The sequence below is a fragment of the Parasutterella sp. St.1A3 genome, from assembly GCF_059728705.1.
The window spans coordinates 1,083,397-1,101,142 of sequence record NZ_BAAGFK010000001.1; the positions used below are offsets into that span (position 1 = coordinate 1,083,397).

At 47.9% G+C, this 17,746-nt stretch carries 13 protein-coding genes and 1 CRISPR repeat array; of the genes, 8 read left to right on the forward strand and 5 right to left on the reverse strand.

All coding sequences use genetic code 11. The annotated features are described in order from the left end of the window. Window positions 1–483: 483 nt before the first annotated feature. Genes cas3 through cas2e form a run of 8 tightly spaced genes read left to right on the forward strand, consistent with a single transcriptional unit; the run spans window position 484 to window position 8,919 of the window. The gene (cas3, locus tag AC6I1F_RS05115; protein ID WP_497801616.1) at window positions 484–3,183 is read left to right on the forward strand and encodes a CRISPR-associated helicase Cas3'; all 2,700 of its coding nucleotides are present in this window, start codon (window positions 484–486) and stop codon (window positions 3,181–3,183) included. 13 nt (window positions 3,184–3,196) lie between these two features. Beyond that, window positions 3,197–4,702: a type I-E CRISPR-associated protein Cse1/CasA gene (gene casA, locus AC6I1F_RS05120; protein ID WP_497801617.1), complete on the forward strand. Its 1,506-nt coding sequence runs from the start codon at window positions 3,197–3,199 to the stop codon at window positions 4,700–4,702. Next, window positions 4,703–5,275, forward strand: coding sequence for a type I-E CRISPR-associated protein Cse2/CasB (gene casB, locus AC6I1F_RS05125; RefSeq protein WP_497801618.1), 573 nt, complete (start codon window positions 4,703–4,705; stop codon window positions 5,273–5,275). It begins immediately after the preceding gene. A 1-nt stretch (window position 5,276) separates the two neighbouring features. Then, window positions 5,277–6,344 carry a type I-E CRISPR-associated protein Cas7/Cse4/CasC gene (cas7e, locus tag AC6I1F_RS05130; protein ID WP_497801619.1) on the forward strand — a complete coding sequence of 356 codons (1,068 nt, stop codon included), beginning with the start codon at window positions 5,277–5,279 and terminating at the stop codon, window positions 6,342–6,344. A 5-nt stretch (window positions 6,345–6,349) separates the two neighbouring features. Further along, window positions 6,350–7,078: a type I-E CRISPR-associated protein Cas5/CasD gene (gene cas5e / locus AC6I1F_RS05135; RefSeq protein ID WP_497801620.1), complete on the forward strand. Its 729-nt coding sequence runs from the start codon at window positions 6,350–6,352 to the stop codon at window positions 7,076–7,078. Further along, window positions 7,078–7,710: a type I-E CRISPR-associated protein Cas6/Cse3/CasE gene (gene cas6e / locus AC6I1F_RS05140; RefSeq protein WP_497801621.1), complete on the forward strand. Its 633-nt coding sequence runs from the start codon at window positions 7,078–7,080 to the stop codon at window positions 7,708–7,710. Before cas5e ends, cas6e begins: the two co-directional genes overlap by 1 nt. Before the next feature lies 1 nt (window position 7,711). After that, window positions 7,712–8,632, forward strand: coding sequence for a type I-E CRISPR-associated endonuclease Cas1e (gene cas1e, locus AC6I1F_RS05145; protein WP_289187708.1), 921 nt, complete (start codon window positions 7,712–7,714; stop codon window positions 8,630–8,632). Further along, window positions 8,632–8,919: a type I-E CRISPR-associated endoribonuclease Cas2e gene (gene cas2e / locus AC6I1F_RS05150; RefSeq protein ID WP_251451850.1), complete on the forward strand. Its 288-nt coding sequence runs from the start codon at window positions 8,632–8,634 to the stop codon at window positions 8,917–8,919. Before cas1e ends, cas2e begins: the two co-directional genes overlap by 1 nt. A gap of 47 nt (window positions 8,920–8,966) precedes the next feature. Beyond that, a CRISPR array of direct repeats spans window positions 8,967–12,173; the repeat unit is 29 nt; unit sequence GAGTTCCCCGCGCAAGCGGGGTTGAACCG. Window positions 12,174–12,427: 254 nt separating this feature from the next. On the opposite strand, the gene AC6I1F_RS05155 is transcribed toward cas2e, so the two are convergent. The 5 genes from AC6I1F_RS05155 to AC6I1F_RS05175 form a co-directional block, all read right to left on the reverse strand. After that, entirely contained in the window at window positions 12,428–13,534 is a 1,107-nt protein-coding gene (locus AC6I1F_RS05155) for a M20 peptidase aminoacylase family protein (RefSeq protein ID WP_289163877.1), read from the reverse strand. Between the two features lie 10 nt (window positions 13,535–13,544). Further along, entirely contained in the window at window positions 13,545–14,759 is a 1,215-nt protein-coding gene (locus AC6I1F_RS05160; protein ID WP_289077628.1) for a THUMP domain-containing class I SAM-dependent RNA methyltransferase, read from the reverse strand. A gap of 82 nt (window positions 14,760–14,841) precedes the next feature. Further along, window positions 14,842–16,125 carry a glutamate-5-semialdehyde dehydrogenase gene (locus tag AC6I1F_RS05165; RefSeq protein WP_160335946.1) on the reverse strand — a complete coding sequence of 428 codons (1,284 nt, stop codon included), beginning with the start codon at window positions 16,123–16,125 and terminating at the stop codon, window positions 14,842–14,844. A gap of 5 nt (window positions 16,126–16,130) precedes the next feature. After that, window positions 16,131–17,141, reverse strand: a complete 1,011-nt coding sequence (holA, locus tag AC6I1F_RS05170) for a DNA polymerase III subunit delta (RefSeq protein WP_251450339.1) — start codon at window positions 17,139–17,141, stop codon at window positions 16,131–16,133. Then, window positions 17,141–17,704: an LPS-assembly lipoprotein LptE gene (locus AC6I1F_RS05175; protein WP_251450342.1), complete on the reverse strand. Its 564-nt coding sequence runs from the start codon at window positions 17,702–17,704 to the stop codon at window positions 17,141–17,143. Before AC6I1F_RS05175 ends, holA begins: the two co-directional genes overlap by 1 nt. Window positions 17,705–17,746 lie beyond the last annotated feature (42 nt).

Sequence of the window (17,746 nt, forward strand, 5' to 3'; positions counted from 1 at the left end):
TAACTTTCTGTAGACAGATTGCGTGAGTATTCGTATCTCGCGAGGGTTGTCGAGCTAAATATCTACGAAGGCCGACTTACAAAACTTTAACATTCTATTGATCAATTACCGCCTCTCCGAACTCAAGGCTTTGGTAAGTGGAAAGTTTTGGGTGTTGAGAATATATACCTCGACAATTAAATCGCTTGCAAAAACTTTATGGTCTTCGCCAAAGATGCTTTGTATAAAAAAGAATTTTGAATTGCGATCTTCGCTATAGGCGTTTAAAGAAGAAGTTCTTTGCAAATATACACAGGCCACATTCCGTTCCATTGCTCTGTGACCTATCCATAGTCCGAACTGAGCAAAAAAGGGTTTTTAATGCGCCCGCACGGCATAGTTTGAAGTTCATAAATTACTTTCAGAAAGTTATGAAATGTAGTACTCTCGCAAAATGAATCTATAAGAAGCAGAATTATTATAAAAATATTGGAGAAAATTGCATTGAAGTACTGGGCTAAATATAAGAAAGAAGGGCATTCCGGTTCAGTTCATTTATTGGCTTATCACTCCCTAGATGTCGCAGCGGTAGGTCACACGATCGTTCAGCGAAATCTTTTCAACATAGCAGATAACTTGAGAGAGCTTGGTCTTCAAGGGGAGAGCGCGGCAGATTTTTTTGGCTGGCTTTTGAGTTGTCATGATTTGGGAAAATTTGCATTTTCCTTTCAACAGTTGGTTCATTTTGAGGATCAGCCTAAGGACTGGGAGAAAATTGTGTTCCAGTCTCACCGGCACGACACATTAGGATTTTGTTTATGGAAACAATTAGTCAATCTACCCGATGATCTAAAGCAAATTCTTCCTCCCTCGGACTTGGATGTTTGCAAGACTTTAAGGGTACTTGAGCCTTGGATGGCCATAACGACAGGACATCACGGAGTTCCTCCGAATTTTGATCCTTATTTAACGAATTTTACTTCGGACAATAAACAGGCAGCACTTGATTTTCTGAAGCAAAGCTTGAAAATTTTTCCACATTGTCTCATACCGCTTTCATTTGGCAGCAGAGAAAATAAAGAAAAAATTAAACGTTTTTCCTGGATCATTTCCGGGGTGGTTGTACTTTGCGATTGGATCGGGTCAAACAGTCGATACTTTTCTTGGAGTAGTGAGCCGATGCCGCTTGAGGACTACTGGCAGATAGCTCTACAGGAAGCGGAACAAGCAGTTCAGAAAATTCCAACAGCTCCACAGCCAGAAAAATACCAAGGTGTTAACTTCTTGTTCCCGTTTATTTGTCGCCCTTCTCCTTTACAGCAGGCTGTAGAGAAAATTGAAATTAATGATGTCGAAGGCCCAAAACTATTTATTTTAGAAGACTTGACAGGCTCAGGAAAGACAGAGGCAGCTCTTATCTTAGCAAATCGATTGATAAGTGCAGGAGAGGCTCAGGGAATCTTTTACGGATTGCCAACTATGGCTACAGCGAATGCTATGTATTCTCGTTTGATCGATGTTGTTCCTAAATTGTATGAAAGGGGTGAAGTTCCGAGTCTCATTTTGGCTCATAGTCGAAATAAGCTTATGAACACGTTTACATCCTCAGTTTTTACAGATCAATTTGCTAAATCAGATGAGTGCAACGGAGAGATCGATAATCATGCAGGGTGTTCTGCGTGGTTTACTGACAGCAAAAAAAAGAGTTTATTGGCGGATATAGGGGTTGGAACGGTTGATCAGATTTTAATGTCGGTTTTGCAATTTAGGCATAACAATCTCAGATTATTAGGACTTAGAAATAAAGTAGTTATTGTCGATGAGCTGCATGCGTATGACGCGTACATGGCAAAGGTGTTGGAGGAATTAATAAAGGTTTTAGCTTTTCTTGGCAGTCACATTATTCTGTTGTCAGCCACGCTTTCAATTCAGCAGAGGGCTGGCTATATAAAAGCATTTAAATCAGCTTTTCCAAAAGATACGAAGTACGGCTCTAACCAATTAACTCCTCACTATCCCTGGCTAACATACATTTCTTCGAATACAGAAAAATCGCTTCCTATTGCTTCAGCGCGTTCGCTACGATTCGAAATTTCTTGGCTGTACGAGTTGTCTCAGTGTATTCGTTTTATTCATGAAACAGTTCGGGCGGGAAAGTGTATTGTATGGATACGAAATACTATTGACGATGCTCTAAATGCATATCGAGAATTAATTCACGATCCTGAAATCAACGCCGAAGACGTTCTTCTGTTTCATAGTCGCTTTGCCTTCGTTGATCGTCAGCGGATAGAGAACCAGGCCCTTGAGTCACTGGGGAAGAGGAGTTGTTCAGAACAGAGGAGCGGAAAAATTATTATCTCGACACAGGTCATTGAGCAGTCATTGGATATTGATGCAGATGAAATGATTTCCGACTTGGCTCCCATCGATTTACTGATTCAGCGCTCAGGTCGACTCCATAGGCATATTAGAGATAGAGAAGGGAGAGTCGTATCAACAGGAGCGGATACAAGAAGTTCTCCCATTCTGCATATATTCGCGCCGAGATGGAATGAAAATCCGTGTGAAGATTGGTACTCTTCTACGTTCAGGGGGGCGTCATATGTCTATCCTAATCATGGAAAGCTGTGGCTGTCACAAAAAATTCTGAGAGAAAATAGCGTGGTCAAACTTCCGGAACAGGCGAGAGAGTTAATTGAATCGGTGTATGGATGTGACGTTCAATATCCGGAAGGTCTTAGAGCATCTGAAGAAAAGGAGCTTGGCAAATTTTTCGGAGATAGGGCATTTGCCGCTCTGAATTTAATTTGCTTTGGAGCGGGTTATAAAGCCAAACAGAATATCGGAATGGACGATTCAACGGATTTAGTTGCGTCGGATGATAATTATTTTTCAGGTCATGTTTCCACACGCAACTCGGAAAGATCTATAAATCTGTGGTTGGCCAGGATAGATGACGGAGAAATTGTTTCTTATGCTGGAGGTGTTAGCCCTCAGGATTGGGAGGCAAGTCGCCTGACAGTCAGAGAAGGATGGCTTAAAAACAACATTAATCATGAAGATTTTGTTTCGGATGAATTACTTGAGCAATGGTGTCAGAAAAATAAACAGAGAAAACAGACCAGTCAGATTCTTCTCATTAGTGATTCATGCGTGTTTTACAGCCCTAAAGAAGGCTTAATCGGGAAGAATAACAAATAGCGAGGAGATTGCAGTGATCGGATTTTCATTGATTACAGATAAATGGCTGCCGGTAGTGTATATGGATGGCAGCAGGGGAAAGATTTCCCCGTTGGAACTATGCGACGAACGAATCGAGAATATCGACTGTACTCGAGCCGATTTGCAGGGTGCGGCTTGGCAGTTTTTAATAGGATTGATGCAGAGCACCATTGCACCGGAAGACGATGACGAATGGCTGGATGTGTGGGATGAAGGCATAACCGAAACCCGGCTTAAAGAATTTGAGAAAGTTTCTCCTTATTTTATTTTTAGAGAACAGTCGCCTTCCTTTATGCAGGATTTTGATGATCTGGAAGGAAACTTTATTCCTCTTGCGTCCCTTTTACCGGAAACTCCAGGGGAGAACACGGTAAAGCTTAATAAAGATTTTTTTATTAAGGACGGAAGTTATAAAAATTTTTGCCCTCATTGTGCGGCGCTTTCGCTTTTTTCTCTGCAACTGAATGCGCCTTCCGGTGGTCAGGGACATAGAACGGGGCTTCGCGGAGGCGGGCCGTTGACAACTTTGATTGAACTTCATGAAGTTAATGGGAGTTCAAGAATTCCGCTTTGGCGTAAGTTATGGGCAAATGTCATACCTCAGGATTCATCAGGTCTTTCAATTCCGGAGGAGTTTGACGAAAAAGTTTTCCCCTGGTTAGCGAAAACTAGAATAAGTAAATCTGTATCAGCCGTGACGACTCCAGAGCAATGTAATCCTCTTCAAAGTTATTGGGGTATGCCTCGTCGTATTAAAGTTGATTTTAATCATTGTGAGAGCGGCTGCTGCGATATTTGCGGACAAGATAGCTCAGAGCTTCTCAATCAAATGATTGTCCAAAACTATGGGACTAATTATGTCGGTTGGATACATCCCTTAACGCCGTATAGACACAACACTAAAACTCAAGATGTCAGCAACTCAGTCAAGCCGCAGCGCGGTGGTTTGGTATGGAAGGATTGGCTGGGACTTAGCGTAACAAATTCTGAAAAAGATCGAACAAAAATACCCGCTGCAGTAATTCGCATATCGGTAGTAAGTTCAGTTGTTAATCATGTTGGAGTTTGGGCATTTGGCTATGATTTCGATAACATGAAGGTCCGAGGCTGGTATGAACATCACTTGCCTATGCTATTGAAGCAAGAATTGGTTGTTCCAATTCGTTTGGTTATTGAGCAAGCGATGCTGGCCCTTTCAGCGCTGAAGAAATCTCTTTCAATGATTAATCGCCAGTGTAATTACCTGGATTCAGAATTTTGGAGCGGCACGGAAAATCAATTTGTTTCTTTGATCAAGGAGCTTGAGAATAGTTCTGAGCAAAAACAAGCGATCGAAAGATTCAACGCATCAATTAAGCAATTTACTTTAAATTATTTTGATCAGAAGGCTTTTACTCTGCAAATGAATCCTGCGGAATATAAGAGTTCGATGGATGGTCGTAAATTCTTAGTGTCTTTGCTTTATAAAAAAGCAAACTCGAAAAAGAAGGGAAAATAAATGAAGGAATATAAGGAAGGCAGCCGGTTTTATGACGATTTGCGAAGTTGGCATAAAAAATTAGACAATCAGAGAGAGCTTAGGGCTAGCCTGAGACGAAGCTCTTCTCTTGTCGATGTGTATATGTCGGTAGGATTTAGAGATTTACTGAAAACTGTTAAATACATGGATGCGAGGAATTCCGAGTCGGTGTTTCAGTCTTTGGCCGTGATAGCAGGGCTTGCTTCATATGTAAAGAATAACGATGAAAGCCAGTCGTTTGCCTCGCAGATGGGACAGGCAAAACAAGGTCAGCGCCCGATAATGAGTGAATTGCGTTTTCGCCGATTGATGTCGATAGAAACACCGGAAGCGCTTTACAGAGAGCTTAGGCGGGCAATCAAGCTTGCAGATGGATCGATTAATCTTAATTCTTTGGCGAAGGACGTGATGCAGTGGTTTAAGGAACAGAATTTCAAACGATTAGGACGGGTTCCACCTACCGGAGTGAAATCGACTTTACCTGTTCGATGGAGCATCGAATATTATGACGCTATTGCGCCGAATGAAACAAATGCATCAGAGGAGAAATGAAATGACAAAATTTATTCAACTGCACTTATTAACAGCTTTTCCTGCGGGAAATTTAAATCGCGATGACGTTGGAGCGCCTAAAACAGTCGTGTTTGGTGGAGCAACACGGCTTCGCATCTCTTCTCAGAGTTTGAAGCGTGCTTGGAGAACGTCGGATATTGTCGAGAAAGAAGTTGGTGATTTTCTTGGAACCAGGACCGTGCGAGCCGGCACAGAAGCTGCTAACGTTATGATTCAAAACGGGGCGGATCAGGATTCGGCAATAAAATTTGGTGAACAGGTGGCCAACCAATTAGGAAAGGCTAAAAAAGAAAATAAAACTAAAGAAAAGGGACCTTCCTTCATTAGGACAGAGACTGAGCAACTTGTTCATCTCAGCCCTAAGGAGTTGGATAATATCGCAGAACTTGCAAAGCGCAAAGCTTCGGGGCAGGAAGTAACAGACAAAGACCTGGCCGCCATATTTACCTCGGAGAATATGGCTGTAGATATTGCAATGTTTGGTCGAATGTTAGCGAGCAGCCCGAGGGAAAATGTCGATGCAGCATGTCAGGTTGCTCATGCTATTGGCGTTTCTGCCAGCGTTGTGGAAGATGATTTTTTCACAGCTGTAGACGATCTCAAGCAATTATCGAATGATGATGCAGGTGCGGGACATCTGGGCGAAACAGCTTTTGGCTCTGCAATTTTCTATTCTTATATATGCATTGATTATGATCTGTTATTAAACAATCTGAACGGAGACGAAGAACTCGCCAAAAAGGCAGTTCGTGCATTTGCTCAAGCGGCGATGGAAGTTCCTCCGACAGGAAAACAGAATAGTTTTGCTACTCGAGCCTACGCATCATGGGTTCTGGCAGAAAAGGGAGAAGCTCAGCCGCGATCTCTGGCCACGGCATTTTGCCGCCCTGTTTATGGCGAAAACATGCTGTCGGACGCAATCGAGAGGGTTGAAACTTTCCGCGACAATATGAATTCCGTTTATGGTCAAACGATCCCATCAAAGAGTTTCAACGTTCTCACGAATTCAGGAAGTATGGAGTCTGTTCTTAACTTCATTACTGAGTGATATCTATGAAAAAATTTTTGTTTTTTCAGTTGACTGGACCGATGGTCTCATGGGGAGAAGCGGCTCCGGGAGGAGATCGGCATTCGCTAAACATACCGACAAAATCCGCACTTTTGGGTTTTATACAGTCGTGTTTAGGAATTCCCCGTGAGCAAACAGACAACATCGAAAAATTTTGGAGCAGTTATAACTTTATCGTCTGCGGAAGTGAAAACCCTGTATGGTCATCTGATTACCATACCATTCAGGTTCCTAGGTTTGATAAGAAAAAGCAACATTTAACTCGAAAAGCCGAACTCGAAAATGATCAGTTAGAGACAATTTTGTCACAAAGGGATTTTTATAGTGATGTATGGTATGTAGTGGCTGTGCATGCACTTTCCGAAGCTCCGTATAAGCTGCAGGATTTGAAAACAGCCATGGAGTGTCCGAAATTTATCCCTTATCTTGGGCGAAAAGCAAATCCAACAGGACTTTATCTCAAACCGACGATAGCTGAGGGCGATATTAAGTCGCAGTTCAGTTTGTATGTAAACGAGTGCCGTAAAGACTTTGAAAAATTAGGTCTGCGCATTCCTGCGCTTCAGAGAATCGGTTATTGGGAGGGGGATGTGGAAGGGCTGACTTCAAAAAGGGTTATGAAAAGACGAGACGTACCTGTGAGCAGAAAACAATGGCTTTTTAGGGAGCGGAGTATCAATTGCGGAGAAGTTTTTCCTGAGGAGAAAATGTAATGTATTTCTCTAAAATGACATTGGATCTTCGGGATACCGATTCAAATATCATTACGAATCTGGTTGAAAGAGGAGATTATTTTTTTCATCAGGCGTTGTGGGATGTCTTCCAAGATGCTCCCGCTAGATCTTTTTTGTATCGCAGAGAAGATCGCAACGGGCAGATTTTTCTGTATGTTCTTTCCGAGACATGCCCGAAAGAATCTAATGTCTTCATTGTTCAGACAAAGGAATTTTCGCTGAACATGAAGACAGGTACAAAACTGTCTTTTTCATTAAGAGCAAATCCAACGGTTTCCCGTCAGGGAAAACGGTGCGATGTTTTCATGGATACTAAACACAGAATGAGGCAAGAGGGCATGTCTAATTATCATGCCGATCGTGAAGAGGCTGCTAAAGACTGGCTTAAAAGGCAGGCACAGAATTCCGGATTTAAGTTGTCTGCAGTCAGTGTTGATCGATACTGTCAAAAAAAGGTGATTGGAAAGCAGCAGCTAATCCAGTTCTCAACAATAGACTATAGCGGTACTTTGGTTGTGACGGATCCGGGTCTATTTCTTGCAAAACTAAGAAAAGGTTTTGGAAGAGAAAAAGCATTTGGATGTGGTTTAATGCTGATCAGACGGAGCTGATATGGAAGTCCCTCCGCTTTCTCCAATTATGTTGAAGGACCGTGTTTCTATGATTTTTTTGAGATACGGACAATTAGACGTAATTGACGGGGCATTTGTATTGGTTGATCAAAACGGCGTACGAACCCATATACCTGTGGGTTCGATTGCCTGCATTATGCTGGAACCCGGTACGAGGGTTTCTCACGCAGCGATTAAGTTGGCTGCTTTAGTGGGTACATTGCTGATTTGGGTAGGCGAGGCAGGAGTTCGACTTTATTCTTCCGGTCAACCAGGCGGAGCGCGAGCTGATAAGCTCTTATATCAAGCGAAGTTAGCTCTGGATAGTGATCTGCGATTGAAGGTTGCCAGAAAGATGTATGAAATGCGTTTTCAGGAACCATTGGATAACAAATTATCAATAACGCAGTTAATGGGAATAGAAGGTTTTCGGGTTAAAGAAATTTACCGAAGTCTTGCTAGAAAATATAATATAGCGTGGCATGGCAGACGTTATGACCCCAAGGATTGGAATAAAGGAGATTTGGTAAACCGATGTTTAAGTGCGGCCACTTCATGTCTTTATGGAGTAACAGAAGCGGCTGTTCTTGCAGCGGGATATGCGCCCGCCATCGGTTTTATCCACACCGGGAAGCCTCTTTCCTTTGTCTACGATATAGCCGATATTGTTAAGTTTAATGAGATTGTACCTAAAGCATTTGAGATAGCGTCTCAAAATCCCTCTGAACCGGATAGGGTAGTCCGCTTAGCGTGTCGGGACATATTTAGACAAAGAAAATTAACAGAAAGATTAATTCCATTGATTGAGGAGGTATTATCAGCGGGCGGTGTTCCACTTCCTGTTGCAGACGACAATATGCGGCAGCCCGCGATTGCACTTCCTAAATCATTAGGTGATCCCGGTCACAGGGGAAAACTTTAATGACGATGGTTGTCGTGGTTACAGAAAATGTACCCCCAAGATTAAGGGGGAGATTAGCAATTTGGCTGTTGGAAGTAAGAGCCGGCGTGTATGTAGGCAGTGTATCTCAGAAAGTTAGAGATATGATTTGGAAGCAGTCGCAGCAGTTGTGCGGTGATGGAAATGTTGTAATGGCATGGCAAACAAATCATGAATCCGGCTTTGAGTTTAAGACTTTTGGAGAGAATTCCAGGCAGCCCATAGAGATGGATGGGATTCGGCTAGTAAGTTTTAAACCCAAAATTTAAAAAAGTTCTTTAAAAATTAGTCTTAAAATCTGATACCATACTTAAGTGAGTTCCCCGCGCAAGCGGGGTTGAACCGCGCGGAGTTATAAGATTCTCATCGTTACGATCGAGTTCCCCGCGCAAGCGGGGTTGAACCGAAAACGGAAAAATCAATCCGCAGATCGAAAAGGAGTTCCCCGCGCAAGCGGGGTTGAACCGCTTCAATAATGCGATTTATTTGGACATCTTCGGAGTTCCCCGCGCAAGCGGGGTTGAACCGGCGGCAAGCCGAGTGATTGAGAGTTCGATTTCGAGTTCCCCGCGCAAGCGGGGTTGAACCGTTGTCATGAACGATAAGGAAAATTCTCAATGGGAGTTCCCCGCGCAAGCGGGGTTGAACCGCCGCGCCCATTCGCACTGCATGAGCGTTTTACGAGTTCCCCGCGCAAGCGGGGTTGAACCGGAGGAAAAATCATTCCGGAATGTTTGAGATCTGAGTTCCCCGCGCAAGCGGGGTTGAACCGAGGATTGGCGTAACCAGCTTTCTGAGCTGAGGGAGTTCCCCGCGCAAGCGGGGTTGAACCGAGCTTATCAGGCACTTATTGAACCGCTCATTTAGAGTTCCCCGCGCAAGCGGGGTTGAACCGCCATCATTTCCCGTTGCTGTTTCGCAGAATTAGAGTTCCCCGCGCAAGCGGGGTTGAACCGGTATTTTCTTTCTGTGCCGGCGCCGGCTTTTTGAGTTCCCCGCGCAAGCGGGGTTGAACCGAGATTTTCACGCAGGGCAACGCCCAGGATGATGAGTTCCCCGCGCAAGCGGGGTTGAACCGATTCAGCTTTAATGCGCCCTTTGATAAGCAGGGAGTTCCCCGCGCAAGCGGGGTTGAACCGCACTGAGATTAGACTGAGGAGATGTGGAATCGGAGTTCCCCGCGCAAGCGGGGTTGAACCGAAAAAGCTATCCATGTAAACATTATCCATGAAGAGTTCCCCGCGCAAGCGGGGTTGAACCGGAGCTTGGCGGCTTTAAGCTCCCTAACTTGTTGAGTTCCCCGCGCAAGCGGGGTTGAACCGAAAAAGAACGAGTCCATATAAACATTATCCATGAGTTCCCCGCGCAAGCGGGGTTGAACCGCGCCTCCGAAAGCGCCGCCCAGGTGAACGCATGAGTTCCCCGCGCAAGCGGGGTTGAACCGGGTAAACGATTAGTCAATTCTGAAGTTTACAAGAGTTCCCCGCGCAAGCGGGGTTGAACCGAATAACCAGATGATTATGTCTAACCCTGGTGAGAGTTCCCCGCGCAAGCGGGGTTGAACCGAATAATTCGGTTAATCACCGCTTCTAGTGTCCGAGTTCCCCGCGCAAGCGGGGTTGAACCGGGATTCTTCACCGAAAAAAATCTGAGGTGTCAGAGTTCCCCGCGCAAGCGGGGTTGAACCGCGTGGGCCAATAGAAATCAAACAGGGACCGACGAGTTCCCCGCGCAAGCGGGGTTGAACCGGAGACCGTTTTAACGAGACGGGGCTCGATTCAGAGTTCCCCGCGCAAGCGGGGTTGAACCGCAACATCAGCCTGAGTTCTCAGACCTGAATAAGAGTTCCCCGCGCAAGCGGGGTTGAACCGCCCGGGTACAGAGTAAACCGGCATCGGACGGGAGAGTTCCCCGCGCAAGCGGGGTTGAACCGTTGTCAAATTTCTGGGCCAAATGCCAGACATCGAGTTCCCCGCGCAAGCGGGGTTGAACCGTGCCATTAACAAAAACCTCATAACGACGACGAGAGTTCCCCGCGCAAGCGGGGTTGAACCGGTCGACCCAGGGAATTTAGAGGAACTAGAAAGCGAGTTCCCCGCGCAAGCGGGGTTGAACCGTTATAGGCACGGAACGGCAGAGAGTTAATAGGGAGTTCCCCGCGCAAGCGGGGTTGAACCGACGAACGTCTGAGGGCAAATTATCGAAATAATGAGTTCCCCGCGCAAGCGGGGTTGAACCGGCAGCGTCCGATCCAGCAAGCTCTCCCAAGAAGAGTTCCCCGCGCAAGCGGGGTTGAACCGAGGATTTTTAAAATGGTTACTCAAATTCGAGGGAGTTCCCCGCGCAAGCGGGGTTGAACCGCAGACAGATTGCTTTGAGGAGAAACGGAATCGGAGTTCCCCGCGCAAGCGGGGTTGAACCGTTTGGTTTTCCGATATTTATGCCAGTAGCACGGAGTTCCCCGCGCAAGCGGGGTTGAACCGGACTCCAATGGCTTATTAGGTATTCCGTCTGCGAGTTCCCCGCGCAAGCGGGGTTGAACCGGACATCTTTGACAGGAACTTGATTATTTCGGCACGAGTTCCCCGCGCAAGCGGGGTTGAACCGTAAAACGGTAAGGGCCGTGCACCTCGACACTGGAGTTCCCCGCGCAAGCGGGGTTGAACCGATGAAATTGAACCTAAAGGGCCAAGAGCTTGAGAGTTCCCCGCGCAAGCGGGGTTGAACCGATGAAATTGAACCTAAAGGGCCAAGAGCTTGAGAGTTCCCCGCGCAAGCGGGGTTGAACCGTTTTAGTTTCTGTTTATGACAAAGTCGCAAATGAGTTCCCCGCGCAAGCGGGGTTGAACCGTTCCTGCATCAGTGCGTCGGTCTCAATTTTGTGAGTTCCCCGCGTAAGCGGGGTTGAACCGACAACCCTGAATGCTGGTTATCTGATTCCTGTGAGTTCCCCGCGCAAGCGGGGTTGAACTGGGGACGAACGAGGTCAGAGCGATGCTCACTGACGAGTTCCCCGCGCAAGCGGGGTTGAACCGTCGATTTCTCTAGCTGGCGGCGGTGGCGTGAAGAGTTCCCCGCGCAAGCGGGGTTGAACCGGATTTTTATAACCGTGATGGCGAACTGGTTCGGAGTTCCCCGCGCAAGCGGGGTTGAACCGACAATGTCGCCCTCATAGAACATTGGCTCCATGAGTTCCCCGCGCAAGCGGGGTTGAACCGCCGTCTGTTTCTTTGGGCGGCTGCTTGCGGTCGAGTTCCCCGCGCAAGCGGGGTTGAACCGACCTGTTTTTTCCAGTACTCGATGAGATCAAAGAGTTCCCCGCGCAAGCGGGGTTGAACCGGCGGTTGGGTTGTGCCCGTCAGAGGTTGCATTGAGTTCCCCGCGCAAGCGGGGTTGAACCGCCAACAACAAATCAGGCACTAATCGCTACTGGGAGTTCCCCGCGCAAGCGGGGTTGAACCGGCCGTCGATGAAGTCTTGTTCTTCATCAATAGGAGTTCCCCGCGCAAGCGGGGTATATCTTATTTATCCTAGAAACGCAATGCCACAGTCGCAGAATCATCGAAGACTGTTTAACTACATACGGTGGCGCAGTCGTGAAAAAAACTAGTTCTCAACATCTAGAGAGAGCGGGCGGTAATCGGAATACCGACAAGAGGTTCTAATCTGATCGATTCAAAATCGTCTACCCTGGAAAGCTAAACGTTAAACGAGCTCACTAAAAAGAAAACCCGCCTCAAAATGATTGGCGGGTTGGATGTCTAAGGCGTAATCGGATTAGCCGACTTTGTCCAGAACCAGTTTTGTCAGAACTTCAACGCCGTTGCGCAGAGATTCCGGATTCATGGTCATGGTCGGGTTGTGCAGACCCGGTGTAACACCTGTGCCGACGCCAATGTAAGCAGCGTGGATGGAGGGTTTCTTCTGAACGAAATAGTGGAAGTCTTCGCCGCCGCCACCGCAGTCTTTAGCGAGTTTTTCTTCACCAAGGACTTCTTTAATCGTTTCTCGAACTTCTGTAACGAGATCCTCGTCATATTCCGCAGCAGGGATAACGCCGCCCGGGAAGGAGATTTCGCAGGTGCAGCCGACGCAGGCGCAGGCGTTTGTGATCGCGACCTTGAGTTTTTCAAGAAGCTCATCCATTGTCGCATTGTCCTGAGCACGGATGTCTAAGCACATACGGCCTTTATCTGGAATGATGTTGCTCGCTGTGGAACGGCAGTCGAGGGTTGTCACTTTAGCCGACCAGGCCTTATTCGGGTTGACCCAGAGGGAGTTCACCGCGTTAGTGGCCAGAACCGCAGCTTCTGCAACACTCTTGCCAAGATGCGGACGGGAGGCGTGAGCGACCTCACCGTGGATATCAACCCAGCAGAATGTGCTCGCTGTGTGGCGAACCGCTGCGCAGACTGTACCGTCAGGAATGTCCTGAATCGGACGAACGTGAGCGCCGAAAGCGTAGTCGACGTCATCAAGGACACCGTCTTCGATGCACTTAAGCGCACCAAAAAGTGTTTCCTCAGCCGGTTGGAAGAGTAGTTTTACACGGCCTTTCTTAACATTTCCAACGAGACGAGCAGCTGTGGTAAGACCCATAGCAGTGTGGGAGTCGTGGCCGCAGGCGTGAATGCAGACGTCTTTGCCGTCGATTTTGAAGGGCAGCGCGTCCATGTCGGCACGCAACATCACTGTGGGGCCGGGCTCTGTACCGTCGATGTAGGCCACAACGCCTGTACCGCCGACATTGCGGATTGGTTTAAGGCCAAGTTCGGTCAGTTTGGCAGCAACATAATCGCTGGTCTTCTTCTCCTGAAAGCCAAGCTCCGGAATTTCGTGGAGCTCAGTTCTCATGGAAACGACATCAAAATCATTAGGTTTCATGAAATCTCCTTTATTCAGATTTATTGACTGAGTCTTGTGTTTTTGTATCCTCTTTTCTGCGATTGGACCCCGCTGTCATATTAAAGCGGAAGAAGCGGCATTCAAGAGGGCCGTTGAAAAATACGATTTTTCTGGATTCGGACAGACGCATCTGTCTCGGAAGCATTCGGTCACTGGTCAGCATCCAAACCGTCCAGCCTGCGAAATGATGCTTCAGGTTGTCTGCGACGTCTTTCATCATGGAGGCGACACTGGCGGATTTCGGATTCGATTGTTCGCCATAAGGCGGATTGGCAACGATCAGTCCGGGTGTCTCTGATGAGGGAAGCACTTCGCGCGCGTCACAGGCTGAGAAACGAAGTTTGCCTTCAGAGAGCCAGCGGCCAAGTCCCGCTAGTTCGGCATTTTTTCCTGCACGATCGACAATCAGCGTGGAAATATCGCTTCCAGAGATATTGACGTCAGCATCCCAGTTAACAGCCATTCGGGCTTCTTTCTTCATCTGTTGCCAAGCGTTGGAATCAAAACCGACAAACTTCTCAAAACCGAAGCGGCGGTTAATGCCCGGAGCAATATTGGCGGCGATCGTCGCAGCCTCGATTAGAATGGTCCCCGAGCCGCAGAACGGATCCTGAAGCGCAATAGAGGGCTCCCAGCCGGCGAGACCGAGAAGGCCTGCGGCAAGGTTTTCTTTAAGGGGAGCTTCGCCTTTGGCTTCACGCCATCCGCGCTTAAAGAGCGACTCGCCGGATGTGTCAAGATAGACGATGCAGCTTTTTTCATTCAGATGGACATAGATCTGGATGTCCGGATTGTGCTTATCTACGTCAGGGCGTTCGCCGTCCTGGTCCGTGAAGTAGTCACAGACGGCGTCTTTTACGCGCAGCGTTGCGAAATTCAGGCTTCTAAGCGGGGAGTGACGTGCAGAAACTTCCACTTTGATGGAATTTCGTGATTTAAAGTACTGCTCCCACTTGATCGCCTTTACCTGACGATAGATGTCGTCTTCACTGCGGTAAGGCGATTCGGAAAGTTTAAGGAGAATGCGGGACGCATAACGCGTCCAGAGATTCACCTTCATCATTTGGTTCATTTCCGCGCCAAACCAGCATCCGCCTTTTTGTACACGGAATTTTTCAATACCAAGTTTCTTGAGCTCTTCAGCGAAGAGTTCTTCCAGTGATAACGGAATGACCGCGTAAAACGGTTTCAATAGTGTATTCACGAGACTTCTCAATAAGACTTTGACGAGATTTTAAGCTTTCCCGCCAAGAAAAAAATTAGTAGGAACACTTGCAGAATAAGAATTATTTTCTTAATTCGCCGTGTCCGTAAACAACATATTTCAAACTTGTCAGACCTTCGATTCCAACCGGGCCTCTGGCGTGAATCTTGTCAGTTGAAATACCGATTTCCGCACCGAGACCGTATTCAAAACCATCGGCAAATCGAGTCGAGGTATTCAGCATCACGCTTGAGGAATCCACCTCACGCAGGAATTTTTCCGAGTGCTGAAGGTTGTTGGTAATAATGGCGTCGGTGTGGTGTGAGCCGTAGGTGTTGATGTGCGCGATCGCTTCATCAATATTCCTGACGACCTTTACCGAGAGAATTGGCGCGTTGTATTCGGTACTCCAGTCCTCTTCTGCTGCGTCCTTGATGCCGGTGAGGCCTTTGGCGTTCAGAATAGACTTGGACTGAGGGTCACAGCGCAGTTCAACATTCTTCTTCAGATACAGCGCGCACATGACAGGCAGGAATTCCTGCGCGACGGACTCGTTCACAAGCAGCGTTTCCATCGCGTTGCAGGGCGAATAGCGCTGAGTTTTAGCGTTGTCGCAGACTTTTACGGCAAGCGACAGATCAGCGGTTTCGTCGACATAGGTGTGGCAGATGCCTTCGAGGTGCTTGATCATCGGCACGGTCGCTTCGCTCATCAGGCGAGAAATCAGACCTTTGCCGCCTCTCGGGATTAAAACATCCACATAGTGGCGGCAGCGAATTAATTCACCAACCAGATCGCGGTCCGGATCGGCAATGATCTGAACTGTGTCTGAGGGAAGTCCGCAGGCTTGAAGCGCCTGGGCGATCAAAGAAGCTAAAAAGGCGTTGGAGTGCTTGGCGTCAGAGCCGCCTCTGAGGATTGCGGCGTTGCCGCTCTTGATACAGAGCGCGGTGGCGTCAATGGTCACGTTCGGACGGGATTCATAAATAATCGCCACAACGCCGAGCGGTGTGCGCATTCTGCCCACTTCAATGCCGGAGGGCTGAGGACGGATGTCGACAACTTCGCCGATCGGGTCTCTGAGCGAGGCGATTTGGCGAAGTCCTTCAACCATCTGAGCGACGACTTTATCTGTGATCGCAAGACGATCAAGAAAAGCGTCGGAGAGACCGGCCTTTGCGCCTGCATCCAAATCCAGCGCGTTGGCCTTCATCAGATCTTCCAAATTGTCGCCGAGAAGGTCCGCCAATTTGAGAAGGACAGCGTTTTTCTGCTGGGTAGACGCGTTTGCGATTTGGAAAGAAGCGGCTTTAGCCGCCTTTCCGATGACCGCGATTTTATCTGCGGCGCTAAGTGTCTCGGTCATATTAATTACCTCTTTTTAGCGGCGAGCAGCAGGCAGGCGGCTTTCAGCTCCTGCCAGGCGTTTCCGTCGCTTTTTTCTACAAATAGGCCTTTGCTGAGACGATCGACCTCGCTCAGGCGATGCAGTATCAGCTCAAGCCGTTTCAGAGTGGTTCGCCCTGCAGCTTTCTTCAGCGCGAAAATGTGGTTGCTGTCGATGCCGAAGCTAGAAAATTTCCGACCCTGCTTGTGGAGAATCATTCGGCGTACATCGTCGGAGAGCCGCCAAAGGAAGGAGGGGATCTGAGTGTTTTCCGCTTCGAGTGAATCGATAATTTTAGAAACTCTGCCCGCGTCGCCCTCGAGGAACGCGATAAAAAGAGTTTCCTGATCAAAACGCGAAACATCGGAGACGGCGTCGATCACATCATTGAGATCGATTTCCGGTTTTTGGCAGAGCAGTGTGAGTTTCTGGATTTCCTGTAGTGTCGCAAGCAGGTTGCCCTCGGTTTTTTCCGCGATAAAGTCCGCGGCTTCTGCTGAGAGCGCCTGGCCGCTGACAGCCTGAATCCGTTCGGTGATCCAAAGAGGAAGCCGATTTCTCGGGATCGGCTCCGCGCTGATTAATTTCGCATTATTTTTAAGCGCAATGAACCAGTCTTTCTTCTCGGTTGTCCAATCGTATTGCAGAAGGCTGACGACCACGATTTTGGTCTCATCGGCCGCCTTAATCATTGCCTTTACCGCCTCAGGGCCGTTTCGGCCGATTGTGGAGCGGGGAAAGGTGACTTCGATGAGGGATTTTTCTCCGAAGAGCGACATATCGCCGAGCGCCTCGTAGAGTTCGGAGTAATCGGCATTGCCTTCAAACGAGAATGACTTGCGTTCGGTATATCCGTTTGCGAAAGCCGCGCGCCGAATGGAATCCTGAGCCTCGATCGCAAGCAGCGGTTCGTCTCCTAAAATAAACCAAAGCGGCGGCAAAGCGCCGCCGGCTTTAGATTTAAGTAGTTGATCGACAGAATTTCTGACGGCCATTATTTTTTGGTTTCCGTTGCGAGTCGGAACTGTTCCTCAGAGATATGCGCCATCCGCGCCACCATCTGGTGGATCAGGACCTGCTGCATTTCTTCATAGAGCAGGCGCTCTTCGTTGGCGATACCGTTGTAGTCGCTTTCGTCTTTAATCAGTTCGCGAGTCGCGTAGATCTGAGTTGCGGGCAGGATCTCATTGCCGTTTTGCGCGACGACACGGAAGGTATTTGTTAAGCGCAGGCTGTAGATACGTCCCCGGCCTTCCGAGTTGTATGCGAGCACCGCGGTTCCCCTGTTCTGTCCGAGGAATTCAAAAATCGCTTCCGCTTCATCACGGACCTTGACGACCTTCACATTCGTCTGGGCTTCAATGTTGCGACGGATTGTCGCCGCGATCAAAGAATTCTCGCCCATTGCGATGTAGAGCGTTGAAAAGGGCAGCGTCTGTCTGCCTCTGAGATGCCAGCCGCAGCCGGAGAGCGTGAAGAGACCCGCCGCGCCCGCGGCGATAAAGGCTCTTCTGCTGAGTGCAGCCGAGTGTGAGGATTCTGTTCGTATTTTAGCCAAAATTAAACCTTCGGTTAAGACGGGCCGGGCCGGTATCGACCG